This is a genomic window from Agarivorans sp. QJM3NY_25 (assembly GCF_050870875.2).
Taxonomy (GTDB): domain Bacteria; phylum Pseudomonadota; class Gammaproteobacteria; order Enterobacterales; family Celerinatantimonadaceae; genus Agarivorans.
In genome coordinates this window covers 623,140-649,441 of sequence record NZ_CP194041.2, presented here as the reverse complement: position 1 = coordinate 649,441, position 26,302 = coordinate 623,140, and the positions used below count along the sequence as shown (strand labels likewise).

Below are 26,302 nucleotides of genomic sequence, written 5' to 3'. Positions count from 1 at the left end.
AAGTCATTTTGTGAAATATGCGCAAGCGGGAAAATGGGAACCTAGATGCAAGATAAAAAAACTCAGACCTATCAGAAAAGCAGGTCTGAGTTTATGTTCAGCTCAGCCTTTGATGAGGCTGAACCAATGGCGTAAAATACTAGTTAAAGTAGTACTTGGCCGCTTCAAAACCTTCTTTACCCCAAATTTGCTCAACAAACTCAGGATGATCGATGAAAGGATTACGGTTCCCTTGGAACTCAAACACTTTCTCGTTACGGTCTTTCTCTCTTTGACTAACCGGATCTTGTTGATGCCAGCGCATCATCATTTCCACAAACCAACGACGATAAACCTGGTCAGAGCTATTTTGCTCAAACACCGCGTAGGTCTCATCGCTTTGCTCGTACCAGTCATCACTCTGGTTGGCGACGTTGATCACATCTTCATAACGAGTCGCCATATAAAAATAAACTCGCGCAATATCCCCTTTAAATTCATCAATGGGTTCAAACACCGCTTGAGTATAACCCAGCTCATCATGCCCCATACCGCGCTTCGAACCATTTTCAGAAGTGAAATTCACGGTAGACGGATCCACTTCACCGTAAGGTAGGTTGCCACGTATCCCATTAACGTAACCATCGGTTGCATACAAATTATTTACATCGGAATACATCGGATAACCGTCATCAAACCAGCTTTTGGGCATCACATGCTCACGGTTATAACAATCGCCTTCACCTTTATAATTACCACACTGATCGTCACCAATGGTGTAATTGTATGGATCAGCGCCATTTGGCACCTCTGAATAGATATCTAGAATTGAAGCATCTTGCTCATAATACTTATCTTCTGAGCCACCTAGCGCAAAAAAGTCCCAGACGCCGCTATAACTCTGCTGGTTGTAGCCTTGTTTGATAATGCGATGCAAGGCGGTTTTGAGTAAGTAACCATCGAGCAAATCGGCATCGGCATAGTAGCCACTGAGTTCTTGCTGATAAGTATTTTGGTAATCGCCTGCTACAAAGGTTTGACTCAAGAGGTCGGTAAACTCACCAAAGTCGCCGTTATCACTAAGAATAAGCTGATTAGCCACATAGAGTTCAATATTACCTTCACCGTAGGAACAACAAAGCCCATCGTTCCCGGCATCTTTAAAATCGATTCGGTAACCACCGGGGTCAAAACCAAGGTCGATGTCATAATGGGTACTATTCTCGTAACCACTACCAGAGGCCACCACTTCTAGACGACTGTTGGTAATCGTCCAACTCAACTCCGATGCATTGCGATCGGTATTGATGACCAAACGAGCATCAATTTTACTTTCTTGGTCGTTAGACCCGCAGCCTGCGAGTAATAGCGGTGCTGCAACTAAAGCTATTTTAAAAATATTCATAATCATCCTTTCCAGCAGTAAACAGCAGAACTGTTTACTGCATTATTCCTTATGATTGGAGCGAAGCGGTTCTGCGTCGAAAAAGCAGTAAACTCAACATGCTTAGCAATACCCATGGGCCACTAGAGCCTGCACTGGAACGTTCACCAAAACTACCCGTTTCGGTGACCGTTGAATGTTGTTCTGTGACCTGTGCATCGCCGTAATAACTCTCTGCCACAAAATCACCGACAACCACCGCTTGGAAGGTATGAGCAAGCCAACCTTGAGTAATCTGTTGCTCCGTCAGTTTGATATGCGCGACTTGTGATTGCGTCACCACACCATTGCTGTTCATATCGGAAACCACTAAGGAAACTTCATCACCAACGGCAATAGAACCAACTGCCAGCTTGGTTAAGTCCATCACCGCTTGATAACCTTCACTCGCGATTGGTGTTGCTGCAGCAGGCATGTTGAGTGGCGACTCAGGTAAAGCAATCATCGCCCCCTGAGCAAGCGCAACCACTTCGCCATCCCCGTCAATAATATCTAGACTGAGCAGCGCCGGATCATGGTCAGAAGAACGATACGGATCGGCAAATTTTGGCAGGCTTCCTGTATACTGGCCTTCATACTGGAACAACGTTGACTCTGCTGAGTTAATGTTCCAGTCGGCGGCATCCTTCACATAGGCCCGCAGGTCTGGCGAGATCAGAATATGATCGAGGGTACCAACGGTTTCGTTATAGGAATAACTAATGGTTTCGGGATGTAGCTCTGGCACAATATTGATGTAGCCATAGCTGTGATCAATGACTTCACCTGCGTTACCGGTAAGTTCCTCACTCCCCACCTTCACATTACGTCCAGCCTCAACAGCGTAACCCGCAGGGGCGCTATTACGATTAGTGAGTACTAACAACGGGTCTTCTTTGGCATAGGCATTTAAGTCACCAATAATCACCTTGTAACCATCATAGTTCTCTAACTGACGACCTAAATAGTCTGCCGCTGCCGTACGGAAGTGCTCACAGTTGCCCTGCAGATCATCATCTTCTACGGCGTACACCGTATGGCCATTTTCATCCACCGACTTAGCCTGCAAATCTTCCCAGCAAGTACTGCCTTTCGATTTGAAATGGTTGACCGCAACCGACAAAGTTTTTTCCCTTGGACCATTAATTTGGAAGGTTGGGATCAAGCTGTCACGCATATACTTGGTGGTTGGACGGAAGTCTTCAAAATCGCCATCAAAATACACAGGATAATCTTCAGCTGGAACAGCCTGACGAGGCATATTCAAAATGTCGATCTTATCTAGACCCACTTTCGCTTTGCGATAAATAACCATGCTGGTAATCGCATCGGTACCGACATATTTAGCACCTTCAGGCTTGGCTATCACGTATTGTTTCGCTGCCGGTAGCTTCTCATTCAGTGCTTTTACCAAATCAACCACCGCCGAGTCGCTGTCAAAACCGTTGTTTTCGATTTCCATCAAACCAACGATATCCGCATCTAAACCTAGAATTGCAGCCACAATCTTAGCGCGTTGAACTTCAAACTCCTCTAGCTCGGTTGCACCACGATTATCTTTCAAGGGATTTTCGTCACCACCGAACGGCGAGTTGAAGTAGTTGAGCACGTTCATGGTGGCAATGCTTAAGTCACCGCGTTCCACATCGGGAGCCGGTGTTCGGTCAGGAATATGGCTATAGGTAAAGTTGCTGTTATCAAGCTGATTGGTGACAAAGAAGCGATAAGCGCTATAAGAATAGGTAATGACTCCCTCAAAACCATCTAGATTAGCTCCAATTCGTAGATAGCTGTCACTGGTACCAGTGCCATCATCGCGACCAAAATTGGGGAACCAAGGCACCACGCCATTCGGCGCGCTCTGAAAACTTTCGATATACAATTGGCGCTGCGCATTACTCTTTACTTCCGCCTCTGCGTCCGCACTTCCTGGCGTATATTTCTGGGTTGGCTGGAACAGCAACCCACTATGCGCGGCAATCATATTGTTACGATAGGAGTCGTAGTCAAAACCGAAGGTTCGTGCCACAACAATATCTGACTCTTGGTCAAGCTTGGTCAACATCCCTTCGTAACGCTCGTAAGTATCCTGTACCGACACATCACTATCCAGCATTCGCAAAGGCGTCGCTGCAATCTCACCTGTAGCACCAGTGACAAAGCTCAGATCGTAGCCTTCAGACTGCTCGGGAAGCAGCATAGTCCAACCATAAGACTCGGTGACTTTGGCGTATACTTCGACTTCGTCACCCACACTCAGATCCTGACTCTCAGCACTACCACTATTAATTAAGGCCGAAACGGAACCTTTCACAAAAATACCGTCAGAGCTTAGAGGATCACCGTCTCCGCTCTCATCTTGAATGAAATACCCCTTCGGTAAGTCATTCCCCAAGGCTCCAACCTGAACAGCGGTCACAACTCCTTTGACTAGATACACATCTTGTGAGGTAAAACTCCCGTCTTCAATCATGGGCGAACGGCTACCCGTCCCTTGCAAGGCCATAATTGTACTAGCGGTAAAGTCACCTGCAGCTGGTGCTGTCGGTGCTGGCGGCGCGACACAGCTATCGTCGGCCGCATTAAATTGGCCAATATTACTAATATCGTCTTTTGCTAAGACCTTCCACTGCCAATCGACATAAGTCGCGCTCGGCGTAAGATCACAGCGTTGTAGGGTGACGTCTTTGTTATATGCTAAATCGTACAGATCGCCCACAACATCGATGGCAACATCGTTATGCAGCAGTGCAACACCATCATCACCGTTATATTTCACTAAGTATGAAGTCGATGTTACGTCAGCTAAGCTGAGCAAAGCATCACCGGCATCTTTATTCGCAATTACCCAGACTGCATTCGGCTGTAGGGTAACACCACTTAAGTCGTAGCGATTTTGCCATTTATTTTGGAACTCGCTGGCTAACTCATAACCGGTAAGTGTGACAGCACTGGTTCCGCTGTTAGCAATTTCAATGGCCTTATTGTTACTCGAGCCTTCTACCACTTCAGATATATAAATATCGGCGTGGGATAGCATGGGTAACAAAGCCGCCATCATTGCAGGATAATAAAACTTCTTCATGTTTCTCTCCGCAAGAGATATGACTTAAAGAATGCTTAACTTATGACGCATCCTTCCTCAACTAACGTCCTGCTGCCTGATACAAGCAGGGACAAGTGACAGACTAGAACCAGTAATACACTTTGCCGTAGCCGTAGCTACCTTGCTCGCCACCAGTCACAAACTCGGTTTTCAGCACGATATTGCGGCGGTACTTATAATTCAGACTGATCGCAACCCAAGAGTCATCAACCCAGGTACGAAAGCCGTCATCGCCCATATCTCTGTTCTCGGTATCAACATCAACGATGGAGTAAACCAGATTGGTTTCAATTTTATCGGTGATGTCATAACCAATTGATGCAACATAAGTAAGCGCATCTTTCGAATCATAACCTTGCTCTTCTTCACGGTCGGATAAAGATACCAAACCACCGAGTCGAACTGGACCAACCCAGCCTCTTGCGTGTACTGAATAGATCTCACCACGTTGGTCAACGGTTTCTGCGCCAAGCAATACGTCAACCGAGTCATTAAAGTAACCGAGGTAACCATTAATCACTTCGCCTTCGCGAGAGTCTGTTTTGTAGTTATCCCAGCCTTGAGTTGAATAAGAAATACCGTATTTAAAGTTATTAATACTGCCGCGGTATTTAGCGGTACTGTCCTGATCACCGGCTTCGCGAACTTCTGCGGCACCATCCACTGAGAAATCACCCATTTGATCGTAATGGTCATAGGCAGTATCAGTGCGGCCAAGTTCTATTTTATCGCCGTTTTCAAACTCCCAGCCAACATAGGCCTTATCTAACACCTGCTGGAATTCGTTTTTGGTCGTCCAAGGCGTACGCTCATAATCGAAATCAATATGAGCGAAAATCTGCCCGGTTTTAACCACGAAGCCAAAAGACATAAACGTATCATCGGAATAAAAGCTATCGTAGTCCCACTTTTCACCGTTATCGTTGTAGTCCTTCCCTAAGTAGCCGCCGACTTCAAAGCTGCCAATAAGATCAATGGAATCACCATCTTCTCCCTGATAAATGGTGGCCGCATTTAAGCTGCCCGCCGCAAATAGTGAGCAAATAAGTAAAGATAGATTTGAACGTTTCATAGTAACTTCCTGTTATAAAGTTGTCCTTTGAATGGACGAGCAAGCCCGACTACCTTGAGTAAACAAGGAAGCGCGAGTATGAATAAAAGACTGATTTGAGGGCGGGAGTTAAACCGCCCAAGCTAAATGTAAAGAGGCTTTAGTTAACGCTGAGACACTTGCCGGAGTCACGAGCGGGAAACACAGTATTGAGAGTGGTGTTTAACTGTTCCCAGTCTGCAGCCATTTTGTCGGCCTGAGCTTGGGTAAGTACGCTGCCGAATTGTTGTTCACGTAGATGTTCAACACGGGTGTAATGAAATAAACTCACGTCAACGTCTTTGCTGTCTTTATAGGCAGCATCAACATTTTTTATGTTTTTCGCGGAGTCATCAATAAATATAATCTTATCGAAGCTGCGGCCTGTCTTTTTGAGGATGTATTCAAGCATGGTGCCTTTGTTCATCCCAGTGGTCATCATCACACCCTTGGCATAACTCAGTTCACGCTTAGTGACTTCTCGATAGACCGGAGACGTTTGCCCTGCTGGTGCTAAGGCGGTCACATTGAAGTCAATTCCCTTATTGAGTAATTCGCGCTCGGTGGCCGCACGATACTTTGGTGAGCGAGAAGTCAAAGCCATCATGGTATAACCGTCTTTTTGCCACTGACTAATAAGACTAGGGACAGACTCTTCGGTCAACACCTGAGGGTTCAATTCATATAACAGACCAATGGTGTCTTCAAAAAGACAAGCCACCTTTTGCTCTGCCGCAGGTTTGACCGCTAATTTACCACGCTGCCATTGATACCAAATATCGCCACCGAGATCGACACTACTGGTTAAAATCGTGTTATCGATATCCATCACGATAAGCGTCTTGTCGACCGGGTACTGCTTTAGTTCGCTTGCAACTTTAGAAGTGATATCTGCATAACTATTTAAATCGATAACTTCAGTGGCTGCGACTGTCACTCCTGAAGAAAATAACAATGCCGCACCAATTAAACACAATTTGCTGTTCATTTGTTCGATTTCCCTAAAATTTTGGAGTGATTGTTTAGTCAAACACCCGTACATCCATTACTAACCAAATGCATAAAAACTCAAGTCAATATTATGTTTAGAGCTTTTATACAACTATCCTATATCTCCTTCTTGTTAATGAAAAGTAAGCAATACCACCCATTAACGTGATACAGATCACACTTCTAACATTAAGCTGAGCTTACGTATATTTTGATATAGAGCATCTTAATCACCAGATACAGCAAGCAAAAAATGTAAAGCGATTTAATATAAAAATTAAGCTCACGGTCAAATTTACAACCAATCATCACCAATAATGTTGATATTGAATTATATTCGTTTTATTCCCTTATGAACGATATAAGTCCATAAAAATAAAAGTTGCTGCTTAGCTGAACTAGCGGCTGAATCAAGATTTTCTTTTCAGGCGTAATTTCTAAGCAGCCCAGCCCTACAAAATATTCAACTTACTTTAGAGTCAAAGCATTTCAAAAATCATTCAGGATCTAAATACCCAATCCTCAAGATCAGAATCCTCGGTGAAATTTGATGCACAATTTAGTCAAATTCACTTGGCGATATGACTAACAAAATAGGCTCACTCATCGATGTGGTTTGTCTGTTATAAGAACGCCATAACGAAACGCATAAATAAGCCTATCCGTGAGGATAGGCTTTCTCTCAATAGGCACCTGACAATATCGAACCGACTTTCACATAGGCAATTTCAGGCATAAAAAAAGCCTACCCGTAAAGATAGGCTTTCTCTCAATAGGCACCTGACAATATCAAACCGACTTTCACATAGGCAATTTTAGGCATAAAAAAAGCCTATCCGTAAGGATAGGCTTTCTCTCAATCGGTGTCTGGCAATATCCAGCCGACTTTCACATGGCTTGTTCATGAACATCGGTTCGCCTTGGCTGCCCTTGCTAAATGAACCTATCTAAGATAAGTAACCATTGAAACTGCTATAAATGCGGGAGGATCCGAAAACGGGCGGGAAAATTAGGTTCCAAATGTTAAAGCTCGTTTCACTATGTGAAAATAACATGTATTTTCATGGAGCCAATCCTTTCACTCTATTTAGCTTCCATGTTAATGTCTAATACATCAACTAAGTTACAGAGTAACCATACCTGTATACCCATCGTATGGTATACATTCCAAATCAAGCATGAGTAATTATTGATGATCATAAAAATTGAAAAAAATGCTGATATTGTTACCTATCAGTATGATGATAGTGTCCAAGGAAATATCCCAGATATAACAAGTGATACAACGACAGCCGCCAGTGTTGCAAATAGTTTATTTGCGGGAATTCCGACTACTGGCATTTGCACCGATACAGCTCCTCTAGATTACACTCTATACATCAATTTAAATGCAATATCAGAAATAAGAGTCTTAGATAATTTCGATAATATGTATGCACTCTCAAACGCCTTAACTGAAGGCTGTACCAAAGTTATCGTATTTGGCCGCGGATTGCAGAGTACGATAATAGCTTTTAATAAAAACTCCGAGCATGAATATCTAAGGTTAAAGCAGGAAATAGATAAGGCCTATTCAACAGCCAAAGAATAATCGGCATGGTGAAACTAAGTAGCAAACTCTGCTTGAAAAAACAGAAAATAATTGATGATGTGCAAAGGAACGGTTCTCAACATACCAAATATGATATCAAAATGCTGCAAGCCACCGGACGAAGTAAAGTTCTGTCAGTGAAATTGAATCGCCAATATCGTATATTATTTATACGCGGCGCTACAAACTGGACTCACTTTAAGACTGTCGACAGAAAAGATTTAAAGCATGAAGCACGCAACATCTGAGAACATGCTTTTTACTACCCCCCAAACAACCCTAGCTGCATTTTGTCTTTGATGCGCTTTTGCATTTGTTTGGTTACGGAGTAGATCCATTGTTCGGATACACCGTATTTTTTGGCTAAAAATTTGTGATTCTTGCCATTAAACTCGCGGAAGATGGAATGGTGAAGTAAGGCCGTTTCGAGTTCTTTACCTTTGGGGATGTAGAGCGTTTCGCCGCCGTAAGCTTTGCGAATATGGTCAACCACGCTGTTGGCCAGTTCCGAAGCTTGTTCTTCACTGAGCGTGGTCATTTGCGTCAAGCCTTCACAAAGGTGCGCTTGTATATCCAACAAAAAGGTGGCGGTGCGCTCTTTTAAGTCTTCGGCTATCAGCTTATCGATGTTCATCCTTGAACACCTTCCTTATGTATAGAAAGGATTTTGCTCAAACTCTGGTAAGCGCGTTCCAAATCCGCTTGGTTCACCTTGCTCAAGTTCTCCAACACTTCTCGTTCTATCCGCTCAATTTCGCAAAGTTCTTCCTTTATATAGGCAGCATCCGGTAATTCCTTCATTAATACAGGTACAACCTTAAGCAATTCACGGCGATGCCACTGCTTTAGCTGCTCAATCAACTGATGAACCACACCACTTGGCAACCAATCCAGCTTATCAATCGGCTGAGGCAGCAAGGGCTTGGCAGCAGTCAGCGCCCAGGCTTCAAAAGCCGCATCACTGCGATCACGTAAAGTATTCAGCTGCGCCAGGCTTACCCATACTTGCTTCAACTTTTGCAGTTGGTTAGTCGGCATGGGCTTAGTCTGCTTGGTTTTTGCTTGCAGCTTAAAACCATGTTGTTTCATAAACTCCAACACCTTCACCAAATCGGCAATGCCCATATCTTTCAGCGAATCCTTCCCCGTTAGTTCGCTTAAATTACTGCGATAACTCGACTCGTCCATTTTCAGCTGAGTCTTAGCCAGGTTGATCACCTTTATATACCAGTGTCGAGGGCGATAACTTTGCTTCATCATGCCCCCTACAGCTTACTAATATCTAAAGAGAGTTGTTTGAACTTATCGTTCGTCCCCATTTCGTACAAACGTAAATAGCTACTGGTGCCAGTAATTTGGATAGAATCAGCCAAGGCCTCCATCGCCAGCTGCCATTGGTCATCATCAATATTTAACTGGCGCAGCCCAAGCACCTCATTTACATCAATATGGCCCTGCTTATTCACTCGAAACGCATGCTCAACCAAGGCGCGAATATTGTCATTGGCCCCCTCGGCGCACCAACGTTCAATACACTGGTCCAACAAAGCCTTAGCCGCTTGAATGCGTTCATCAAATACTCGATGTTCACCAATCGCGCGCACCAGCTTATGTTTACCATCAAAACTTAGTAGCGTTACATTGCCTTTGGTTCCACCAAACTGCACCCCGTATTCATTGGCGCTTAAGTCTACAAAATCAGCAATGGCCGCCATGTATTTGGCTTTAAAACTCGCCATTTGTTGCTGCAATAATTTCGCCTCACGAACCACTTCTTGCACCAGCTCATCACGCAAGCTATCAATCGGTCTTATTTGAGCTTCCGCCACCAAATGACCAGCGGCATTAAAGCGATAACCCTCTGGAATTGTTGCTACATCATTCATATTCAGCCTCACAATTGAGTTGTTTAAGCTCTGCCACACAACTAGGGCAGCTCACGGTATTGTCTTGGTCATCGGTTAATACTCTGCGCCAGCCGCGCAGATGTAACACTTGCATCGCGCCATGTTCTGAAACCACATTCATCCCGCTCACTTGCTCTTCGCGTCCACAGCAAACACATGCCGCGCTTAAGCTCAGCTCTAAGCGAATATCCGATAAATCAGCGGTCAATCTCTGTATTTGAATCGCCATCCCTAAGCGCTCCATTCCACTAAACAACCTTTATATACGGCCGCTAAAATCCGTTGAGGATCGCCCCCCAGGCAACGGGGCGTAATCGCCTCCGCACCTTTAGGGGCCAAGTGTTGTGGTGGGCGTTCTATTTGAATGCGTGGCCGAGCATTGCCCAGTTGCATATCATTTATTTTTAAACCCAGAGCATCCAAGCCTTTCACCGCGTTCAAAGCCTTACTCAAGCGCTCACTAATCACCTCATTGCTTCTCGTCATCTCACACCTCCTGCAGCATCAGCTGCTCCGTCACTTTGCTTTCGTGAATGGCAGCCGCGATGTTCAGCGCGCGGATCACCACACTGTTTACTTTAAGCGGATAAGAACGATCTTCCATTTCGTCGCCCTGAGCCGAATTAATCCCCAGCTTGCGCAATAACAAACACTTACCACGAATGGCTTTCAGTGCGTCCTCCTCAAAAATACTGCTCACATCCATGCCCACACGCTTAAACTTATGTTGCACATAGGCCGGAATATCAAAAGCCAGAGGCGCAACATGGTATTGAGCACAACGCAGTGAAAATTCACGCACGTAATCACCCCCCAACTTATGGCGTAGCTCCGGTTGGCCAATCAACACCACACCCATCACCCGCTGAAAACCGCTGGTCAATTCCCACACCCGCTTAATAAGCTTGATCACATCGCGCGGCAAATCATGCGCTTCATCAATAATCAAAACATGGCGATGGCCGTTTTCAGCACTCTCAATCAGAGCATCTTCAATTTTGGCGTCGCGTTCTTCACCATTCATCCCCGCACAATTAAGCTGCAGCTTGCGGCAAATCGCGCTGCTTAGGCCCTCGGCGGTAATCTTCTTACGGTCGATACGGCGAGGCTCAATCACTACCAAATCGGGATTGTTCTGTGCCATGCGGTGCAAAAACAAATGTTTCAGAATGGTTTTACCGCTGCCACATTCACCAATCACCGCCAACATGCTGCCCGCACTGGCGGCGGTGGTAATTTCTTCCAGCAACTGGCGATTTTGCCGGTTTAAAAACACATCCCCCTCAGCACTGATCTCATTCTGAAACGGGTCACGACTAAACTTAAAAAACTGTTTGGCTTGCTCACTTAACATTTCTGGCTCCCAATATTCTTCTTCATCCCTTGGCACCGCATCATCAGTAACCACCGGCTTCCATATTCCTTTCAACTGGGCCTTGGTTGCCCCTGCATCACTCAGCGCTTGCTCAGCCTTACTTTTTAATTGCTTGGCATCAGCTCTTACTGGCCACTGTTGATAGTTAATAATTTTGCTTAAACCGGCTGGACTAATCCCCATCGCTCTGGCAACACAAGCCTGGCTCACCGGTAACATCGCTAACAATTGGCCCAAGGCCAAACATCTACTCACGTACAAACTCCTTATTTAATTGCGCGTAAGGGGTGAACGGCGGCCAAAATCCCTTGTGCCACTTGTTCAACAATCGAAGCAAGCTCGCTCTCGGCCACACTTCCCAAGGCTTTTAAATGGCTGGCCTCAGCAGGCTCAAGCGGTCGATGCAAAGCGGCACTCACTTGCTTGCGCAGGTTTAAGTTATCCAGCATCACCACATCTTCTTCTGGCTTGGTGAATTCAGGCACTTCCACCTGCTCACCCTGCGGCTTCATCGCTACGGGTTGGTTGATGTCTTTCAAATGAGAATGGGCATTCAAACTGCCATGAAAGGGCGCAAGCTTTTTCTGCTTGGCTTTCTTGATCTCGTCATCGCTCATGTCTGGGTAAGCTGCGCGCTCTGCCGCCTTGCGCGCGCTATCGGTCACGCTATCTGCCTTCGCTTTATGCGCTTCACCAATCACTGGCGCATCTAACCTAAAGCCAGCGTCATCCATCATCAGCGCCTGCACCTCATGCCACATCAAACCTTCGGGCTGTTTAATACCAACCAAAATAGCCGCGCTATCACCCACCAGCAGCGGTGAAACTTGCACCTTCAACCCCACATAAATACCTTTTAAATCGCCCACGTCATAAGGTAATGAACGGCCAGCCACCGGATGGTCAATCGTCACCGTTAGGTTGGGTTTCACCACGCGGGTTTGCGACTCTTTGCGTAACAAATAACTACACACCTCTGCGGGTGGCAATCGCCGATAATACTGCTGATTTTCAGGCCGCAAAATTTGCTGCCACACACTTAAGCGAGCTTTTTTATGGCGGGTATGTAACGAGTTATAACCGGGGATCAAATTGGCGTTATAAGCATCTTGCCAAGCCTCTACACTGGCATTAAGTTCAGCAACACTATTCACAGGCTCAAGCAAAATGCGGCTTTCAAAGGCCTTTTCAACAATGTTATTGGCCACTTCCACCGCCCCTTTGGCGCGGGCATTTTTAGCCTCGTGGGTAATCAACGCCACCTTTAAGCTTTGGGTAAAGTTAATAATCCCCTGGCCTTGGTTAGCGCTGCCTTTATCGGTATAAAGTAGTTGGCACAGGCCTATTTGTTCCCAAGCCCACAACAAAAACTGGTAATTCAAGGCCTGGCTCTCGCCTGCCGCCTCAAAGTAGCGGGTTTTAATCAAACCGCTGTAGTGGTCCACTAGCACATAACGCCACACCCGCAGGTTTTTAATCTTGTCCAAATTGGCGGGTTTGTTTTTATAGAAGTCGTCATAGTCGGCAAACTTCTGGCGCTTGCCTTTGCCACCAGGCGGGTAATACAACACGCATAACGAAGGATCCAGTAAATGCACATGGTTCGGGTGCAAACTACGCAAGGGCGTATGAGCGTTTACCGTGCGCAGGCTGGCAACATTTAAGTGTCGCTCTTTTAATACCCGCCGCAACGAACTTGCGCTTAAACATTGGTGCCCATTCGCCACCAATACGCTACGTGCGGTCGTAGTATCCATAATTTGTTTACCGTTCGCCCTCGCACCAGTCGCTAACATCGCCCCAGCCATGGCAATGGTATCTTCATCCATCGCCGTGCGACCGGCATCGTTACGTTGCTTGCGGCCACTTTGCCAACCTAACTTATGTAACTCTCGGTAGAGGGTGTCGCGGCTTACCCCAAACTCATTTAAAGCCGCTTGAATAATCGCCCCTTTTTGGCCGTGGCCAGCCTTATTTAGGCGCTGCGCGTAGTCATGCAATAATTGCTTATTCATGCTCTCCCCCTAACCGCGCGGCGTCGTCCACTTGCTCTAAGGCCTTACTTAAAACCGTCTCGCGCGCCACCGCAAAGTCTTGCTCCAAGCGTATGTTCTCGCCCATCGCCAAGCTTGCCAGCTCCAACACAGCCTCGGCTAAACGTTCGCTGGCAAGGTCTCGGGCGCGCTCATCTATTTCGCCCATGCTTAACAAGTTGTCGCCCAATTCACGCAGCTGCGCGACCCCTTGCGCCGCTAAAGATCTCGCCCCAGCAATGGCCACGGTGAGGTCTTCCAACTCCTGCTCCCAAGGCTTAAGCTTGAATTTGCGCTGCTTCAAGGCGTCAATTTCTTGCTGTTTATCGGCATTCAGTTCACGAGCCGCATTCAAGTCGGCCTGGGCATCGTTTAATTGCTGGCTCAGCTGTTGCTTTTCGGCATCCGCCTGCTCGCTCAAATCGGCAATCAGCGCTTTAATTTCGGTTTTATCGGCCCCAGCTAAGGTTTTATCAATCAAGGCTTCACGTTCAGGATCGGGTAGTTTGCGTAACTGGCGTAAATCGTTGCGGCCAATGCCCACTTTCTTCGACGCTTGATAAAACGCCTCACCAAAGCATTCCAGGTTTTGCAACTTTTCATCTAAGGCCCGCTTCGCCACACCAATCTTAAACTGGCAACACTCTTCCCAGGTTTGCACAGTTTGTATCTCGCCACTGTCATCGCTATAGGGCAACCCCAAGTAGCCTTTATTTTCTTTTAGTTGTTGAGCAATTCGCAGCATCGCCAGCTCATTCATCTTCATATTAAAATTGAAGGCTTCTAATTGGCCCAACGACGTGAGTACTTCACCTTTTTCTATTAATAAGCGTTCGGCTTTGTATATTTCTTGCTGCTGCGCCTTGCTTACGGTTAATGCTTGATCGGCCACGGGCTTACCTCATAATTGAATAATTGTGAACGTCTTGTGCTAGCCGCTGTTGCTCGCGGCCAAGGCCATCCCGCACCGTATTTGCCAGCTGCACCGGTTTATGCGCCAAGCGCCAACGTTTCGGGTTCGCGGGGCAAGTCTCTATCCAGCCCGCATGCTCTAAGTTCGCTAACATGCGGGTCACGTTGGCCGAGCTCAGTTGTAAATTAATGGCCAATACGCCTGGGCTAAGGCCCTCTATTTCATGGCCTGCTAAAGCTTCAATCATCACTAAACAGCGCTGTACCTGGTCTGAAATATAAGTACTCATCGAATCACCTCCTCGCCATTGCGCATGGCAAAATCACCTAAATCCGGTTGCTGTTGGTGGCTCACCTCTTCACGCTGAAAAGCCAGCTCTTCAATCAGCTTCATCAGGCGATCACGGGTTTGCTCTACCGCTTGCCGCCCCTCATAACACAGCGCCAAATTCACCAAGGCTTCATTGGCAAAAATATTCAGTTCGCTCAATTCCATTTGTTCCGCCTTACGGCCCGTCGGCATTGGCACCAACAAATAGCCCTGCGAATGCGCTAAATACTGGGTCACAATCGGCGCACCACAAATTGATTCAAAGGCAATCAACTGATTCACCGGCATCGAAGCATCACTCAAATATTTGTAAAGTGAATCGCTGGTCTTTCCTAATTGGTCGGCAATCCGCTCTACGCTTAAGCGGCGCTGCTTGCCATATTCCTTCGTCAGTTGCAGCGCATGGCGTAAATTGTGTGGGTATTGCTTTTTCCAATTGATCCTTGGCATTAGAAATCCTCTCTTAGCTCCAGTTTCCAAAACAAACACTGGCTTGGAAGGCAGCAACGGTACTAGCCTTAAAACCAGTCAATAAGCGGCGGAGCATCATCATGTTCAACATCATTAACTGGCTAAGCGTTGTTGTAGCTCTTCTAACTTGGCGTCGCGGGCATTGCCTCTGGCGGGGCGAGCGTAACCATCGGTGTACTCGGGCATATCGGGGAAAACTTCGGCGATTGGGCGTTCTAGCGCTTTGGCAATTACGCCAGCAACATTGCGGCTTTTATCGCGACGATTAATCACATTGGTGAAACCGGTCCGGCATAAGCCACTGGCATCGGCTAAAAGGCGAAGGGTGTAACCTTTTTGATAAAGTTCGTTTTTAATTTCTTCTGAAGTCATGGTAAGTTACTCCATAGTTGGTTTGTAATCGTGTTGGCGCACGGTTCATTTAATGTACAGGTTTAGATTATACGCAGAATTCTGCGTAGTCAATATAAAATATGCAGAATAATTCATATTCATTTCGAATACGTGAAGAACGTGAGCGTTTAGGTTTCTCTCAAACCGAGTTTGCTGCCATGGGTGGCGCATCCTTGCGCTCGCAACAAAGCTGGGAAAAAGAAAGCGCATTTCCCAATATAAAAATGTTACAAGCCTGGGCAGATCAAGGGGCCGATATTCTCTATATCGTTACGGGGCAACATTTAAGCAAAGCAGAGCAAGTCGAAGAGCAGGTTCATCAGGCCTACCAGTGGGTATTTAAATTTGCCGACAAGCTCAATGCGCGTGAACACTTAACTGCAGACTTAGCCAAAGAGCTGGCCAAAGAAATTTACGAGTTCTTACAAGATGACGAGATGAGCGCTAGCAACATCCTCGATTTTGTCGGGCGTTTTGAACAAAAATTACGGGCCGCTTAGCTTACAAGGATAAGGATCGAGATCTTGGGTTTTGGACTACGACTACGCAATAAAAGAACCCGTTTAGGCCTAACCCAAGAGCAATTCGGAGCCTTCGCAGGGGTAAAAAAGAACGCCCAATCCCATGACGAAATCGAAAAACGCTACCCCAACATTCGCTACCAACAAGCCATTCACGCCCATGGTATCGATGTTTTGTATGTTATATCAGGTGAACAAACACCAAACAATGAGCGCCTCGCGCCACAAACAAAAACTTAACATACTGATTATTAAATAATATTTTTTTGCTGTAGGCGCAGCTGCGCCCATTAATGAGGGATGATGTATGGATAAAAACCCGAAAACTCAACTAATGGAACAAGCCTTAGAACAAGTAGGTGAAAAGCTGCTTGCTAACAAACCTGCAGCAACAAAAACCACCAACCAAGTGGTCAACAATTACGGCACGGTGAATCAGTTTGAAGCGGGCAGTATCCCCTCAGGCACCATCCTTAATTTTGGCCCAAGCATTCCGCTTAAAAAGTAGCAAGGCGTATCACTGGTGAAGGAGTTGTAATGAACACCGTGAATAGAAACTTTGGCGTGGTAAATCAAGCAGAAAATATCACCGTGATTAGCTGTGATCCAAGAATAGAAGCGCCCAAAATATCGGCATCCCAGGGGCAAGAGCTTAAAGAGTTAGTTAATCGCATTCTGGCGCTACAACCGCACCATAGCCCAGTGCCAAGTTACAAAGTATGGGATAAGCTCAACGACCACTGTAACGCCGTACCGTTAGCCAACGGCGCACGTTACAAGAATATTCTCGCCGATGATTTTTATAAGGCGAAAGCTTTTTTGCTGGAATGGCAGCTCGACCAACAAAGCCAACGCAAACACAAATTACCCAAGCTAAAAAAGTGGTGGTTTTGGTAACGCAGGCTCAAACAAGGTCAAGGAGAGACAATGAGTGATCCTAAGCAAGCGTTTAGTATGTTATCCAGTTGCATTATCCTGCTACTGGCAACGTTGCTCAGCCCTGGCGATGCCAAAGCCACCATTTATCAATGTGGCGACAACAGCTTTCAGCAAACGCCGTGCGCGTCGGGGCATAGTCAAACCATTGAAGTAGACCCGCCTCAGGCTTCGAGTACTCCAAACGCCGCCGCTAAAAATCGAGGCGATCTTGCGCTGCAGTACAAGTATCGAACCGCGATGATCCAACATAAAATCATGCCAGGCATGACCAAGAAGCAAGTGCTTCGGTCTTGGGGAACGCCCACCAAAAAGAACGATAGCTTTTTACAAGGCGTCAGTCGCTCACAATGGGTATACGAGCGAGGGAAAAATGGGTCCCAGAATGTTTACTTTAAGGGAGAACGCGTCACGGGCTGGAATTAATCAAGCGGATAAATAACAAAAATTAAATTATTTTGATATTAGAGGATCTGGTATGAGAGAAGATAACAACAGTTGGCCAACGAAAGACTTCAATTCCAGCCCTCAAGCGATTAATTTCAAAAATCACGAAATAGTTTGTTTTTCCAAAGCCACACATAGGACATTCGCTAGGTGGTATTCCTTATTCCACCCTTTTAAATCTGCTCATTTGCGCCATGACTTATCTTTTGAGAGACTCGCGACTCATGCGTTTGATAGTTACTACGTATCCGACATTTATAATCGTAATACAGAGATATTTACTTCAATTATTACCAAAACCTATGAAATATTCTCTAACCAATACAAATATTCTGATTTAGCCCAAGATTTATTAGCAAACAACATTCAAAGATACATTTTAGAGAACCAGGACATAGAGCCAATTGACTTTCGACAAAACAGCAGGGTTAAAGAGAAGCTGAAATCTGATTTATCACCATTAAAAGATAAAATGACTATTAACAATGATGAAATCAACGACTTGATGTTAGCAATATGGAATGCATATTTAAAATTCAGAATTATGGGTAAGCATACAGAGGTTAGTCACCAAATATATAGCATTGAGTTTTCAGAGCAGCTAACTCTTATTCCATTTATTCCGAAAAAAACTGATGTCTGGTAGAGTGGAGTTTATTAGTTCCTTACAAACACTGCTTTCGAGAACATGAAGTTGGGGGCGGTATTAAACTTGTACATCAAAACAAGTAATCATTATTTAAAAGTAAGTTATTTTAAATTCTCTAAACCCCTTTAAAATCTAACTTCCCCCCAATCCGACACAATGCCTTTGAACCTCATTTCAAAGGCATTGCGACATGGAAAAACCCTACAAGTTAGTCCGCCAATACTTCGAGCATGGCACCTTTGGCCAGCTGTTTAGCCCTTGCGATACTAAGCTAACCGTCAGCATCGAACGCCCCTGGCTCAACAACCAAGCCTCGATTAGCTGCATCCCCGAGGGCACCTATAAAATCATCCGCCTCAACTCACCTAAGTTTGGTGACTGCTTGGGCTTAAGTGCGCCAACTTTAGGCGTGAGCCATGACCACAGCGGCATTCTACGCACCCATATTCTGATCCATCCTGCCAATCTAGTCAGCCAGTTAGAGGGCTGCATCGCCCTTGGTGAACGCTTTGGCGTACTCAATGGCCAATGGGCGGCACTCAACAGCAAACACGCCTGCGCCTTGTTTAGCGCCTATATCGACCAACAACAACCATGGTTGGAGATAAGCCGATGACCCCAACTCACGGTTTAATTCATCCCGTCCCTGCGGGTTTTGTTGGCTCAAAAAAGCACTATCTGCAAGGGGTGGAAGACCGGCTCAACGCCGAGTTAAAACAGCTCCGAGGCTTAGCCCAGGTAACTCGCCCCAAGCAGTGCCCACTGCATGATATGAGCCACCGCCAGGGCTGGCTCAGCGTCAGCACCTTGGATATTGATGTACTCAAAGCCCGCGAGCTGCGCCTTACCGCCGCCCAATGTTGTCGGGCCATTCGCCATACCCTTCACCGCCAAACCAAACCCACAGGAGGCATCGCATGCCCGCACTCTTAGCCCCGCTACTCGGTGGCCTTAAGTTTTTTGTCACCAAATTGTTGTTCTCAAGCCTGCTTGAGGTTGGCAAAGCCATGCTCCTAAAAATACGTTGGAAGGTGGTGTTAGAGCGCTTCTTAACCCGCTGCACTGTGGCGGGACTTAAGTGGCTTAAAACCCTCGACACCAATGGCCTCACCCATGATGCCCTCGATCAAATATTTAACGACTTGCAAGCCAAGGGTTTGCCCGAAGCTAAGCATTAGGAGCTCGCGTGGATATTTGCGACAAGGCCAAGCTACTCGAACAACAGCAGCGCAACATCGCCTTAGCGAGGGCCTTGCAGCGTCCACCTCAGGTACAGCAATCAATCAACGATGAAGCTGTCTGCGAAGACTGCTTCGCCCCCATTCCAGCGGCGCGTTTGGCGGTATTACCTCGGGCCAATCGCTGTATCGACTGCCAAAGCATCAAGGAGCGGCATGAACAAGGTTAATTGGAACGAATGGATGTTTTATCTAAACCTCGCCCAAGCGGTGGCCACCGTGGTGCTGTTTATTTGGGTGTATCTTACCCGTGGCCAAAAGCATAACAGTGAAGAGCTCAACGGCATTAAGCAGCGCCTAGGCAACGTAGAACAGCGCCAGGTATTACTCGAAAACAACATGACCCACTTGCCTAATAAGGACGAGGTTCATCAGCTCGATAGAAGGCTGGCCGACCTCTCCGCAGGCTTAAGCGCGGCCACCGAGCAAATGCGACGTTTAGAAAAGAAAACCGACCTGCTACTGGAAAACGAACTCAGGGGAGAAAGTTAAATGGCTATCCATGAAGTGCTCAACGAGCACGAACGCATCGCAATTTTAAAAGCCTTAGCCGCCATGGCCGGTTACAGCTCGAACGATTCGATTATTCAATCGGTGTGCAGCGAATTTGGGAACGACATGAGCCGCGACAAAGTGAAGGTGCAATTAGCTTGGCTCGCCGAACAAGGCGCGGTCACAAACCAAAAAGTGGGCGCATACACCATTGCCACACTCACCGCGCGCGGCCAAGACATTGCCATTGGGCGCGCTTTTGTGCCCGGCATTAAACGCCCCAGCGCCTAAGGATCCCTCATGTTCCTACTTAAACTGTTACTGGTTGCTGCGCTTGGTTTCGGTGCTTGGTTCTACGTTTTGAAAATCGTCCACCAGCATAGCCCACAAAGCTTGTTATTTAGCATGATTTACAGCCTCTACCTCGCGACATTTTTAGCCTGGGCGCTATGCCTCAAATACAAGGCGGGCAAACACCATGGCTGAGCGTAGAACTCGCGGTAAACCCAGCAAGGTAGACAGCTTGCCCGACCATATAAAAACCTACCTGCACGAGCTTTTACGTGGCGGCCATACCCAGTCGGAAATCCTCAATCTGGTCAACCATGCCATCGAGCAAGCAGGCTTAGAAGAACACGACAAGCTTAGCCGCAGCGGTCTTAATCGCTACGCCTCACGCATGGAAACCATTGGTGGCGAAATTCGTGAAATGCGCGAAATGACCGAAGTATGGGTCGCCAAACTTGGCTCTAAGCCCACCGGCGAAGCCACCCAATTACTGTTGGAAATACTCAAAAGCGCCCACTTTAAGCTGCTCATGAAAACCGCCGAAGATCCCGACGAAGTGCTCGATCCCAAAACCTTAGGTAACCTAGCGCTAAGCATTGGCCGTCTGGAAAAAGCCGCCATGCTCAGCACCCAGCGCGAACAAGAGCTACGCAAAGCCTTCGCCGAAGATGCGGCCAACGCGGCGGAGAAAGTGGCAAAATCGGCGGGCCTCACCAAGGAAGCCGTGGGACAACTCAAACGCGAAATCTTGGGGATCGCCTAATGCTTCCCCTCGCCAAGCCAAGCTTCAACCCAGCGTTAGCGGCTGCCAGCCTTAAGCAATTTAACCCCAGCGAGGTATTACTCGCCTATCAAAAAAACTGGATCGCCGATGAATCCCCGCTAAAAATTGCCGAGAAGTCACGCCGCACCGGTTTAACCTGGGCCGAAGCCGCCGACGCAGCCTTATGCGCTGGCACCGCCCGTGGTCAAGGCGGCTGTAATCACTTTTATGTGGGTTCCAATAAAGAAATGGCGCGCGAATTTATTGATGCTTGCGCCATGTGGGCCAAGATATTCGATAAAGCCGCCGGCGAAATTCAACAAGAAATCTTCATCGACGAGGGGCAAAACGGCAAAGAGATCTTAACCTTCGCCATTTACTTTGCCTCAGGATTTAAAGTTCAGGCGCTTAGCTCTAATCCCTCCAATCTGCGTGGCATGCAAGGCAACGTCACCATCGACGAAGCCGCCTTTCACGAGCGCCTAGCCGAAGTACTCAAGGCAGCCTTAGCGCTCACCATGTGGGGAGCCAAAATACGCCTCATCTCAACCCACAACGGCATCGAGAATTTATTCAACGAGTTAATCGACGATTCACGCGCCGGTAAAAAAGATTACGCCATTCATCGCATCACCTTAGACGATGCCTGCACCCAAGGCTTATACCAACGGATCTGCCAAATTAGAAACATCACCTGGAGCCAAGCCGCAGAAGAACAATGGAAAGCCGGTTTACTAAAAGCCACCGCCACCGAACAAGACGCGCTGGAAGAATACGGCTGTGTCCCCAAAAGCGGTGGCGGGAGTTACCTAAACCGCGCCCTTATCGAAGCTCGTATGGCCAGCATCGAACAGAGTGGCCCAGTGATCCGCCTCGCCAAAACTGACGACTTTGGCCAATGGCCAGAGCATTTGCGGGCCGCCGAAATCCAGCACTGGTGCCAGCAATACTTACAACCGGTATTAGCCAAACTCGACCCATCTCGGCCACATGTATTTGGCGAAGACTTCGCCCGCAGCGGCGATTTAACGGTGATCGACGTCGCCGAGTTAGCCCAAGACTTACACCTCACCGTGAAACTCCAGGTCGAACTGAAAAACATCCCCTTTCGCCAGCAGGAACAGATCTTGTTTTACATCGTTGATCGGCTGCCTCGGCTGCGGGGCGGCGGCATGGACGCGCGCGGCAATGGCCAAGCCTTAGCCGAATACGCCCAAGACAAATACGGTACCGAAGTGATCGCCTGTGTGATGCTGTCTGAAAGCTTTTATCGCGAGCAAATGCCGCGCTTTAAAAGCCACTTTGAAGATGGCCTGCTCACCATTCCGCGCGACGACGATACCAGTAGCGATCTACGCGCCTTAAGCATTAACCGCCGTGGTACGCCCTGTTTGCCCGACGTGCGCACCGGACAAGAAAAGCAACGCCATGGCGATGCCGCCATTAGCCTGTTTTTAATGGTGTATGCCGCAACACTCGACGGCGCGCCCATCGAGTTTACCCCCATCCCTAACAGCCAACATCACAGCCCTTTGGCCCAGCCACAAGAGGATGATGCCCATTCAAACCAACGAGGTTGCTGGTAATGAAACAACGCCTTTCCCCAATTCTTGACGCCAGCGGACGCCCGTTTAAGCAGCGAGAAGCCAAAGCCTTGCAAACCGACGATGTGCGTTTAATCGGATTACAACGCACCTTTAGCCAACATCCCAGCAGCGGTCTAAGCCCTGCGCGCGCCGCCGAAATACTGCAAGCTGCCGAGCAAGGCGACTTAATTGCTCAGTGTGAATTAGCCGAAGATCTCGAAGAGAAAGATGGCCATTTATACGCCGAACTCGATAAGCGTAAGCGCGCCTTACTGGGGGTCGACTACTACCTATCGCCGCCACGTAACCCCAATGCCCAAGAAAAGGCCGACACCGAATACCTGCAACAAATGCTCGAAGAAGGCAATTGGGTAAAAACCTTAATTAAATCGATGGCCGACGCCATTTTAAAAGGCTTTTCGATGCACGAATTAGCCTGGACACGCGAGCTGGGTGAATGGTTTATCGAGGAGCCCGTTTATCGCGACCCGTCCTGGTTTCAAACCCATCCCGAGCAACGTAACCAACTGCGCCTGCGCAATGCCAGCCATTGCGGTGCCGAGCTTTGGCCCTTTGGCTGGATCCAACACCTGCATGCCGCCAAATCGGGGTATTTAAGCCGTGGCGGTTTGGTGCGCCAATTGGTATGGCCATTTATTTTTAAAAATTACAGCGTGCGTGATTTAGCCGAGTTTTTAGAAATTTACGGCTTACCTCTGCGTATCGGCCAATACCCCGCAGGCGCAAGCCCCGAAGAAAAAAGCGCCTTATTACAGGCGGTCATGAGTATTGGTCACAACGCCGGTGGCATTATGCCCAAAGGCATGGTGATGGATTTTCACAGTGCCGCCACGGGCCAAGCCGATCCCTTCGAGCTCATGTTCACCTGGGCCGAAAAAACCATGAGCAAGGTGATACTTGGCGGCACCCTCACCAGCCAGGCCGACGGCAAAAGCTCAACCAATGCCCTCGGAAATGTGCATAACGAAGTACGCCAAGAACTACGCGACGCCGATTTAGCGCAAATTAGTGAAACCCTCACTCGTGATTTAATCGCGCCCTTGTATGCCCTAAATTGTAAAAGTTATAGCAGCCCACGCCGCCACCCTCGGCTTATTTTTGATACCAGCGATGCCGAAGACCTAAGCGAATTGGCCGAGCCTCTCAAGGTACTGGTCGACATGGGCATGCAAGTGCCGCAAAGCTGGCTGCACGATAAAACCCGAATTCCGAAACCTGCCAATAACGAGCCGGTATTAGTCAGCGAAGCCAATGCCACCACCAAGCTCCCGCCCAGCCAGGCCAAGCTCACCGCCTTAAGCGCCCAGCCGCAGGCCAAGGCCCCCCAAGACGATGCCGAAGCCTTTCAGCAACAGCTCAGCATCAAGGCTGCGCCCTTGCTTGAGGGTTTAATCGAGCCGGTGCGGGAGCTGGTTGCCTCGGCAAGCTCCTTAGAGCAGATCCGAGATGGCATTTTGGAGTTAGCCGGTGAGTTAGACGTAGCAGAACTCGGCCAGCAAATGGCGCAAGCCTTTGCCGCCGCCGAACTACTCGGCCAGCTCGAAGTGGCGCAAGGCCGCTAATGACCGTACGCTATGGCTCGCAGCCCTTCCAAGAAGCCATCCGCTTTTTTCGACAAAAGCTAAATGTCTCCACCGAGCATTGGAACGAGGTGTGGACAAACACCCACAACCACGCCTTTATGGTGGCAGGGGCGATGAAAACCGACCTACTGGCCGACTTACGCCAAGCGGTAGATCATGCCATTGCCAGCGGCACCTCACTCGGCCAGTTTCAAGGTGACTTTAGCGCCATTGTTGCCAAGCATGGTTGGAGCCATACTGGCAACGCCAATTGGCGCAGCCAAATCATTTACCAAACCAACCTGCGCCAGGCTTATAACGCGGGGCGTGAACAGCAAATGCAAGCCCTCAAGGGGCGTCGCCCCTATGGTTTGTACAAACACGGCGATAGCCAAAACCCGCGCATAATGCACCTTAAGTGGAACAACCTGGTGCTACCGCTCGACCATCCGTGGTGGCAAACTCACACCCCACAAAATGGCTGGGGCTGCCACTGTAAAAAATTCAGTTTAAGCGAACAAGATCTCAAACGTTTAGGGCTGCAAGTTAGCCAAGTCCCCGATGATGGCAGCTTCGAATGGATGGATAAAATTACCGGCGAACAGCACCAGATTCCGCGTGGTATCGACCCCGGTTTTCACTATCGACCACTGCCACCAAAACAGCGCGTACAGCAAGCCAAACAACAAATAGCCAGTAAACCACCTCTGGCCGAACGACTAACACCACGCATGGTGCCCAGCGCCTTTAGCACCGCCAAGGGCGTGAATGCGCAAGGCTTAGACCAGCTGCTTCGCCAGTTGCCCGAGCAAGCGCAAAGCCAACTGCAAGACTTCCTGCAGGCCCATCCCGTAAAAACCTTATTTATTAAGCAAAGCGAAATGGGCAAAGGTAAAGCGGCCATCAACTTAGCCCCTAAAGTGGCAGAATATTTAGAGGTGAACCAATACGGTGCGCGCCGCTACTTTACCACTCGCAATGCGCGCCAAACCGGTGGTTTTACCTCGGTAGGCTTCGATCATGTGGTGGTAAAGGTAAAAGCCGACAGCAAACTCAGCAAAGCCGAGGTGAACCAAGCCCAAACGGCAGCGGCCAAAGTGCTTCACGATGCCCAAAACAATGCGGGGCCAATGGCCTATCGGCTGCCAAACAGCGACAACCTCAAGCGCCACTGGACCTTTTCAGGCGCGGTTGAGCAACAAGCCAACCCGCACACCGCCTTGCTCAGTACCTGGTTACACGAGCTTGGCCATCAAGTGCATTACTACGCCAATGCACCAGATATTCCGGTTCAACCCGAACAACTGATAACCGCCTATGGCAGCACCAGCAAACATGAGTTTTTTGCCGAAGGTTTCGCCGCCTTGATGTTAAACCGAGCTACACTAGAGCAGTGGCAACCTGAGTTGGTAAGTTGGTTTGACAAACACATTACCACTGCCACCAACAGCAGTACCAAACGGAGATAAGCAATGGAATTATTTCAACAAGCACAAGCCCTATTTGCCGATACCGACAGCATAAACCTTGAAACGGCTCGCCAATTACAGCGCTTAGAAGACCAAGCAACCGGTGAAGAACAGCGCTTAATCGCCGCCCTCTGGGAAGCCTTCATTGCCGCCGCCGATGAAGAAACCTTTCATCAAGCCTGGGACGAGGAACTGATCTAATGGCTGGCATCCAAATACAGCTCGGCGACACCCAAAGCATTCGCCAAGTCTTAAACCAGCTGCTCAAACAAACCGAGCAACTGCGTCCCGCCTTCGAAGACATTGGCGAACATTTGCAACTGAGCCACCGCCAGCACTTCGACCAGCAACAAAGCCCACAGGGCGAAGCATGGCAAGCCCTAAGCCCAAGCACCCAAGCCTTAAAGCCAAAACTGCAAGACCAAATCTTACGGCTTAACGATATTCTGCGCGACCACCTCAGCTACCAAGCCAATGATGAACAACTGCTATTTGGTTCCAACCAAGTCTATGCCGCGATGATGCAGTTTGGTGGCACCACCAGCCCCAATAGCATGATCCCCAATGTAGAAATCCCCGCGCGACCGTTTTTAGGTATCAATCAAGATGATGAGCAGGCCATTTTCGAGATCTTAAACCAACATCTCTCAGCGGCCTTGTAAGCCCTTTCTTCCCTTTCTGTGCGATAACGCTATAGACAAAGCTGTAAATGACGGCAAAATAGGCTTA

The 26,302-nt window shown here is 47.9% G+C and carries 35 protein-coding genes; 20 read left to right on the top strand and 15 right to left on the bottom strand.

Annotated elements, in window-relative coordinates:
* Positions 1 to 139: 139 nt before the first annotated feature.
* From ACRRSW_RS02980 to ACRRSW_RS02965, 4 genes are all read right to left on the bottom strand, one after another.
* Entirely contained in the window at positions 140 to 1,384 is a 1,245-nt protein-coding gene (locus ACRRSW_RS02980) for an endonuclease (RefSeq protein ID WP_432460842.1), read from the bottom strand.
* A gap of 49 nt (positions 1,385 to 1,433) precedes the next feature.
* On the bottom strand, positions 1,434 to 4,487 hold the full coding sequence (locus tag ACRRSW_RS02975; protein ID WP_432460840.1) for an ExeM/NucH family extracellular endonuclease: 3,054 nt from the start codon (positions 4,485 to 4,487) through the stop codon (positions 1,434 to 1,436).
* Positions 4,488 to 4,590: 103 nt separating this feature from the next.
* Entirely contained in the window at positions 4,591 to 5,580 is a 990-nt protein-coding gene (locus ACRRSW_RS02970) for a hypothetical protein (protein WP_432460839.1), read from the bottom strand.
* A 139-nt stretch (positions 5,581 to 5,719) separates the two neighbouring features.
* Positions 5,720 to 6,586 carry a DUF2608 domain-containing protein gene (locus tag ACRRSW_RS02965; RefSeq protein WP_432454704.1) on the bottom strand — a complete coding sequence of 289 codons (867 nt, stop codon included), beginning with the start codon at positions 6,584 to 6,586 and terminating at the stop codon, positions 5,720 to 5,722.
* Positions 6,587 to 7,780: 1,194 nt separating this feature from the next.
* On the opposite strand from ACRRSW_RS02965, the gene ACRRSW_RS02960 reads away from it, so the two are divergent.
* Positions 7,781 to 8,179: a hypothetical protein gene (locus ACRRSW_RS02960; protein ID WP_432460838.1), complete on the top strand. Its 399-nt coding sequence runs from the start codon at positions 7,781 to 7,783 to the stop codon at positions 8,177 to 8,179.
* Between the two features lie 262 nt (positions 8,180 to 8,441).
* On the opposite strand, the gene ACRRSW_RS02955 is transcribed toward ACRRSW_RS02960, so the two are convergent.
* The 11 genes from ACRRSW_RS02955 to ACRRSW_RS02905 form a co-directional block, all read right to left on the bottom strand.
* The gene (locus ACRRSW_RS02955; protein WP_432460837.1) at positions 8,442 to 8,813 is read right to left on the bottom strand and encodes a Mor transcription activator family protein; all 372 of its coding nucleotides are present in this window, start codon (positions 8,811 to 8,813) and stop codon (positions 8,442 to 8,444) included.
* Positions 8,810 to 9,439: a gp16 family protein gene (locus tag ACRRSW_RS02950; protein ID WP_432460836.1), complete on the bottom strand. Its 630-nt coding sequence runs from the start codon at positions 9,437 to 9,439 to the stop codon at positions 8,810 to 8,812. The genes ACRRSW_RS02955 and ACRRSW_RS02950 overlap by 4 nt, the downstream gene beginning before the upstream one ends.
* A gap of 5 nt (positions 9,440 to 9,444) precedes the next feature.
* A complete protein-coding gene (locus ACRRSW_RS02945; protein WP_432460834.1) occupies positions 9,445 to 10,065 on the bottom strand; it encodes a DUF3164 family protein in 621 nt (206 codons plus the stop codon).
* Positions 10,058 to 10,315 (bottom strand): hypothetical protein, encoded by a 258-nt coding sequence (locus ACRRSW_RS02940; RefSeq protein WP_432460833.1) that lies wholly within the window; start codon positions 10,313 to 10,315, stop codon positions 10,058 to 10,060. Before ACRRSW_RS02940 ends, ACRRSW_RS02945 begins: the two co-directional genes overlap by 8 nt.
* Before the next feature lie 2 nt (positions 10,316 to 10,317).
* Positions 10,318 to 10,572: a hypothetical protein gene (locus ACRRSW_RS02935; RefSeq protein WP_432460832.1), complete on the bottom strand. Its 255-nt coding sequence runs from the start codon at positions 10,570 to 10,572 to the stop codon at positions 10,318 to 10,320.
* A 1-nt stretch (position 10,573) separates the two neighbouring features.
* Complete coding sequence (locus ACRRSW_RS02930; protein ID WP_432460831.1) at positions 10,574 to 11,716, bottom strand: ExeA family protein; 1,143 nt, start codon at positions 11,714 to 11,716, stop codon at positions 10,574 to 10,576.
* 11 nt (positions 11,717 to 11,727) lie between these two features.
* The gene (locus ACRRSW_RS02925) at positions 11,728 to 13,476 is read right to left on the bottom strand and encodes a hypothetical protein (protein ID WP_432460830.1); all 1,749 of its coding nucleotides are present in this window, start codon (positions 13,474 to 13,476) and stop codon (positions 11,728 to 11,730) included.
* A complete protein-coding gene (locus ACRRSW_RS02920) occupies positions 13,469 to 14,386 on the bottom strand; it encodes a hypothetical protein (protein WP_432460829.1) in 918 nt (305 codons plus the stop codon). Before ACRRSW_RS02920 ends, ACRRSW_RS02925 begins: the two co-directional genes overlap by 8 nt.
* Before the next feature lie 4 nt (positions 14,387 to 14,390).
* The gene (locus ACRRSW_RS02915) at positions 14,391 to 14,696 is read right to left on the bottom strand and encodes a MarR family transcriptional regulator (protein ID WP_432460828.1); all 306 of its coding nucleotides are present in this window, start codon (positions 14,694 to 14,696) and stop codon (positions 14,391 to 14,393) included.
* On the bottom strand, positions 14,693 to 15,187 hold the full coding sequence (locus tag ACRRSW_RS02910) for a hypothetical protein (protein WP_432460827.1): 495 nt from the start codon (positions 15,185 to 15,187) through the stop codon (positions 14,693 to 14,695). The genes ACRRSW_RS02915 and ACRRSW_RS02910 overlap by 4 nt, the downstream gene beginning before the upstream one ends.
* Before the next feature lie 114 nt (positions 15,188 to 15,301).
* Entirely contained in the window at positions 15,302 to 15,580 is a 279-nt protein-coding gene (locus ACRRSW_RS02905) for a helix-turn-helix domain-containing protein (RefSeq protein ID WP_432460826.1), read from the bottom strand.
* 101 nt (positions 15,581 to 15,681) lie between these two features.
* Here ACRRSW_RS02905 and ACRRSW_RS02900 point away from each other — a divergent pair, with 101 nt between their 5' ends.
* The 19 genes from ACRRSW_RS02900 to ACRRSW_RS02810 all read left to right on the top strand — a co-directional run bounded on the left by ACRRSW_RS02900 (position 15,682) and on the right by ACRRSW_RS02810 (position 26,235).
* Complete coding sequence (locus ACRRSW_RS02900; protein WP_432460825.1) at positions 15,682 to 16,101, top strand: hypothetical protein; 420 nt, start codon at positions 15,682 to 15,684, stop codon at positions 16,099 to 16,101.
* Positions 16,102 to 16,125: 24 nt separating this feature from the next.
* Positions 16,126 to 16,362 (top strand): helix-turn-helix domain-containing protein, encoded by a 237-nt coding sequence (locus ACRRSW_RS02895; RefSeq protein ID WP_432460823.1) that lies wholly within the window; start codon positions 16,126 to 16,128, stop codon positions 16,360 to 16,362.
* Between the two features lie 67 nt (positions 16,363 to 16,429).
* Positions 16,430 to 16,630, top strand: a complete 201-nt coding sequence (locus ACRRSW_RS02890; protein WP_432460821.1) for a hypothetical protein — start codon at positions 16,430 to 16,432, stop codon at positions 16,628 to 16,630.
* Positions 16,631 to 16,659: 29 nt separating this feature from the next.
* Positions 16,660 to 17,019 carry a hypothetical protein gene (locus ACRRSW_RS02885; protein WP_432460820.1) on the top strand — a complete coding sequence of 120 codons (360 nt, stop codon included), beginning with the start codon at positions 16,660 to 16,662 and terminating at the stop codon, positions 17,017 to 17,019.
* A 30-nt stretch (positions 17,020 to 17,049) separates the two neighbouring features.
* Positions 17,050 to 17,484: a hypothetical protein gene (locus tag ACRRSW_RS02880; RefSeq protein WP_432460819.1), complete on the top strand. Its 435-nt coding sequence runs from the start codon at positions 17,050 to 17,052 to the stop codon at positions 17,482 to 17,484.
* Positions 17,485 to 17,536: 52 nt separating this feature from the next.
* On the top strand, positions 17,537 to 18,151 hold the full coding sequence (locus ACRRSW_RS02875; RefSeq protein WP_432460818.1) for a hypothetical protein: 615 nt from the start codon (positions 17,537 to 17,539) through the stop codon (positions 18,149 to 18,151).
* Between the two features lie 193 nt (positions 18,152 to 18,344).
* Positions 18,345 to 18,770, top strand: coding sequence for a DUF5675 family protein (locus ACRRSW_RS02870; protein WP_432460817.1), 426 nt, complete (start codon positions 18,345 to 18,347; stop codon positions 18,768 to 18,770).
* Positions 18,767 to 19,087: a hypothetical protein gene (locus ACRRSW_RS02865; RefSeq protein ID WP_432460816.1), complete on the top strand. Its 321-nt coding sequence runs from the start codon at positions 18,767 to 18,769 to the stop codon at positions 19,085 to 19,087. Before ACRRSW_RS02870 ends, ACRRSW_RS02865 begins: the two co-directional genes overlap by 4 nt.
* On the top strand, positions 19,072 to 19,332 hold the full coding sequence (locus ACRRSW_RS02860) for a hypothetical protein (protein WP_432460815.1): 261 nt from the start codon (positions 19,072 to 19,074) through the stop codon (positions 19,330 to 19,332). Before ACRRSW_RS02865 ends, ACRRSW_RS02860 begins: the two co-directional genes overlap by 16 nt.
* An 8-nt stretch (positions 19,333 to 19,340) precedes the next feature.
* The gene (locus tag ACRRSW_RS02855; RefSeq protein WP_432460814.1) at positions 19,341 to 19,562 is read left to right on the top strand and encodes a TraR/DksA C4-type zinc finger protein; all 222 of its coding nucleotides are present in this window, start codon (positions 19,341 to 19,343) and stop codon (positions 19,560 to 19,562) included.
* Entirely contained in the window at positions 19,549 to 19,884 is a 336-nt protein-coding gene (locus ACRRSW_RS02850; protein ID WP_432460813.1) for a DUF2730 family protein, read from the top strand. Before ACRRSW_RS02855 ends, ACRRSW_RS02850 begins: the two co-directional genes overlap by 14 nt.
* Positions 19,885 to 20,175, top strand: coding sequence for a VpaChn25_0724 family phage protein (locus ACRRSW_RS02845; RefSeq protein ID WP_432460812.1), 291 nt, complete (start codon positions 19,885 to 19,887; stop codon positions 20,173 to 20,175).
* A 9-nt stretch (positions 20,176 to 20,184) separates the two neighbouring features.
* On the top strand, positions 20,185 to 20,370 hold the full coding sequence (locus ACRRSW_RS02840; protein WP_432460811.1) for a hypothetical protein: 186 nt from the start codon (positions 20,185 to 20,187) through the stop codon (positions 20,368 to 20,370).
* Entirely contained in the window at positions 20,363 to 20,935 is a 573-nt protein-coding gene (locus tag ACRRSW_RS02835) for a DUF3486 family protein (RefSeq protein WP_432460810.1), read from the top strand. The genes ACRRSW_RS02840 and ACRRSW_RS02835 overlap by 8 nt, the downstream gene beginning before the upstream one ends.
* Positions 20,935 to 22,521, top strand: coding sequence for a hypothetical protein (locus tag ACRRSW_RS02830; RefSeq protein WP_432460809.1), 1,587 nt, complete (start codon positions 20,935 to 20,937; stop codon positions 22,519 to 22,521). Before ACRRSW_RS02835 ends, ACRRSW_RS02830 begins: the two co-directional genes overlap by 1 nt.
* Positions 22,521 to 24,104, top strand: a complete 1,584-nt coding sequence (locus ACRRSW_RS02825; protein WP_432460808.1) for a DUF935 domain-containing protein — start codon at positions 22,521 to 22,523, stop codon at positions 24,102 to 24,104. The genes ACRRSW_RS02830 and ACRRSW_RS02825 overlap by 1 nt, the downstream gene beginning before the upstream one ends.
* Positions 24,104 to 25,573: a phage minor head protein gene (locus ACRRSW_RS02820; protein ID WP_432460807.1), complete on the top strand. Its 1,470-nt coding sequence runs from the start codon at positions 24,104 to 24,106 to the stop codon at positions 25,571 to 25,573. Before ACRRSW_RS02825 ends, ACRRSW_RS02820 begins: the two co-directional genes overlap by 1 nt.
* 3 nt (positions 25,574 to 25,576) lie before the next feature.
* The gene (locus tag ACRRSW_RS02815) at positions 25,577 to 25,774 is read left to right on the top strand and encodes a hypothetical protein (RefSeq protein WP_432460806.1); all 198 of its coding nucleotides are present in this window, start codon (positions 25,577 to 25,579) and stop codon (positions 25,772 to 25,774) included.
* Entirely contained in the window at positions 25,774 to 26,235 is a 462-nt protein-coding gene (locus ACRRSW_RS02810; RefSeq protein WP_432460805.1) for a phage virion morphogenesis protein, read from the top strand. Before ACRRSW_RS02815 ends, ACRRSW_RS02810 begins: the two co-directional genes overlap by 1 nt.
* The last annotated feature ends 67 nt before the right edge of the window (positions 26,236 to 26,302 follow it).

What these genes read in the sequence shown, in the direction of transcription:
- ACRRSW_RS02980 (WP_432460842.1), bottom strand. Translation starts at nt 1,384, where the DNA reads ATGAATATTTTTAAAATAGCTTTAGTTGCAGCACCGCTATTACTCGCA.
- ACRRSW_RS02975 (WP_432460840.1), bottom strand. Translation starts at nt 4,487, where the DNA reads ATGAAGAAGTTTTATTATCCTGCAATGATGGCGGCTTTGTTACCCATG.
- ACRRSW_RS02970 (WP_432460839.1), bottom strand. Translation starts at nt 5,580, where the DNA reads ATGAAACGTTCAAATCTATCTTTACTTATTTGCTCACTATTTGCGGCG.
- ACRRSW_RS02965 (WP_432454704.1), bottom strand. Translation starts at nt 6,586, where the DNA reads ATGAACAGCAAATTGTGTTTAATTGGTGCGGCATTGTTATTTTCTTCA.
- ACRRSW_RS02960 (WP_432460838.1), top strand. Translation starts at nt 7,781, where the DNA reads ATGATCATAAAAATTGAAAAAAATGCTGATATTGTTACCTATCAGTAT.
- ACRRSW_RS02955 (WP_432460837.1), bottom strand. Translation starts at nt 8,813, where the DNA reads ATGAACATCGATAAGCTGATAGCCGAAGACTTAAAAGAGCGCACCGCC.
- ACRRSW_RS02950 (WP_432460836.1), bottom strand. Translation starts at nt 9,439, where the DNA reads ATGATGAAGCAAAGTTATCGCCCTCGACACTGGTATATAAAGGTGATC.
- ACRRSW_RS02945 (WP_432460834.1), bottom strand. Translation starts at nt 10,065, where the DNA reads ATGAATGATGTAGCAACAATTCCAGAGGGTTATCGCTTTAATGCCGCT.
- ACRRSW_RS02940 (WP_432460833.1), bottom strand. Translation starts at nt 10,315, where the DNA reads ATGGCGATTCAAATACAGAGATTGACCGCTGATTTATCGGATATTCGC.
- ACRRSW_RS02935 (WP_432460832.1), bottom strand. Translation starts at nt 10,572, where the DNA reads ATGACGAGAAGCAATGAGGTGATTAGTGAGCGCTTGAGTAAGGCTTTG.
- ACRRSW_RS02925 (WP_432460830.1), bottom strand. Translation starts at nt 13,476, where the DNA reads ATGAATAAGCAATTATTGCATGACTACGCGCAGCGCCTAAATAAGGCT.
- ACRRSW_RS02915 (WP_432460828.1), bottom strand. Translation starts at nt 14,696, where the DNA reads ATGAGTACTTATATTTCAGACCAGGTACAGCGCTGTTTAGTGATGATT.
- ACRRSW_RS02910 (WP_432460827.1), bottom strand. Translation starts at nt 15,187, where the DNA reads ATGCCAAGGATCAATTGGAAAAAGCAATACCCACACAATTTACGCCAT.
- ACRRSW_RS02905 (WP_432460826.1), bottom strand. Translation starts at nt 15,580, where the DNA reads ATGACTTCAGAAGAAATTAAAAACGAACTTTATCAAAAAGGTTACACC.
- ACRRSW_RS02900 (WP_432460825.1), top strand. Translation starts at nt 15,682, where the DNA reads ATGCAGAATAATTCATATTCATTTCGAATACGTGAAGAACGTGAGCGT.
- ACRRSW_RS02890 (WP_432460821.1), top strand. Translation starts at nt 16,430, where the DNA reads ATGGATAAAAACCCGAAAACTCAACTAATGGAACAAGCCTTAGAACAA.
- ACRRSW_RS02885 (WP_432460820.1), top strand. Translation starts at nt 16,660, where the DNA reads ATGAACACCGTGAATAGAAACTTTGGCGTGGTAAATCAAGCAGAAAAT.
- ACRRSW_RS02880 (WP_432460819.1), top strand. Translation starts at nt 17,050, where the DNA reads ATGAGTGATCCTAAGCAAGCGTTTAGTATGTTATCCAGTTGCATTATC.
- ACRRSW_RS02875 (WP_432460818.1), top strand. Translation starts at nt 17,537, where the DNA reads ATGAGAGAAGATAACAACAGTTGGCCAACGAAAGACTTCAATTCCAGC.
- ACRRSW_RS02870 (WP_432460817.1), top strand. Translation starts at nt 18,345, where the DNA reads ATGGAAAAACCCTACAAGTTAGTCCGCCAATACTTCGAGCATGGCACC.
- ACRRSW_RS02865 (WP_432460816.1), top strand. Translation starts at nt 18,767, where the DNA reads ATGACCCCAACTCACGGTTTAATTCATCCCGTCCCTGCGGGTTTTGTT.
- ACRRSW_RS02860 (WP_432460815.1), top strand. Translation starts at nt 19,072, where the DNA reads ATGCCCGCACTCTTAGCCCCGCTACTCGGTGGCCTTAAGTTTTTTGTC.
- ACRRSW_RS02850 (WP_432460813.1), top strand. Translation starts at nt 19,549, where the DNA reads ATGAACAAGGTTAATTGGAACGAATGGATGTTTTATCTAAACCTCGCC.
- ACRRSW_RS02845 (WP_432460812.1), top strand. Translation starts at nt 19,885, where the DNA reads ATGGCTATCCATGAAGTGCTCAACGAGCACGAACGCATCGCAATTTTA.
- ACRRSW_RS02840 (WP_432460811.1), top strand. Translation starts at nt 20,185, where the DNA reads ATGTTCCTACTTAAACTGTTACTGGTTGCTGCGCTTGGTTTCGGTGCT.
- ACRRSW_RS02835 (WP_432460810.1), top strand. Translation starts at nt 20,363, where the DNA reads ATGGCTGAGCGTAGAACTCGCGGTAAACCCAGCAAGGTAGACAGCTTG.
- ACRRSW_RS02830 (WP_432460809.1), top strand. Translation starts at nt 20,935, where the DNA reads ATGCTTCCCCTCGCCAAGCCAAGCTTCAACCCAGCGTTAGCGGCTGCC.
- ACRRSW_RS02825 (WP_432460808.1), top strand. Translation starts at nt 22,521, where the DNA reads ATGAAACAACGCCTTTCCCCAATTCTTGACGCCAGCGGACGCCCGTTT.
- ACRRSW_RS02820 (WP_432460807.1), top strand. Translation starts at nt 24,104, where the DNA reads ATGACCGTACGCTATGGCTCGCAGCCCTTCCAAGAAGCCATCCGCTTT.
- ACRRSW_RS02815 (WP_432460806.1), top strand. Translation starts at nt 25,577, where the DNA reads ATGGAATTATTTCAACAAGCACAAGCCCTATTTGCCGATACCGACAGC.
- ACRRSW_RS02810 (WP_432460805.1), top strand. Translation starts at nt 25,774, where the DNA reads ATGGCTGGCATCCAAATACAGCTCGGCGACACCCAAAGCATTCGCCAA.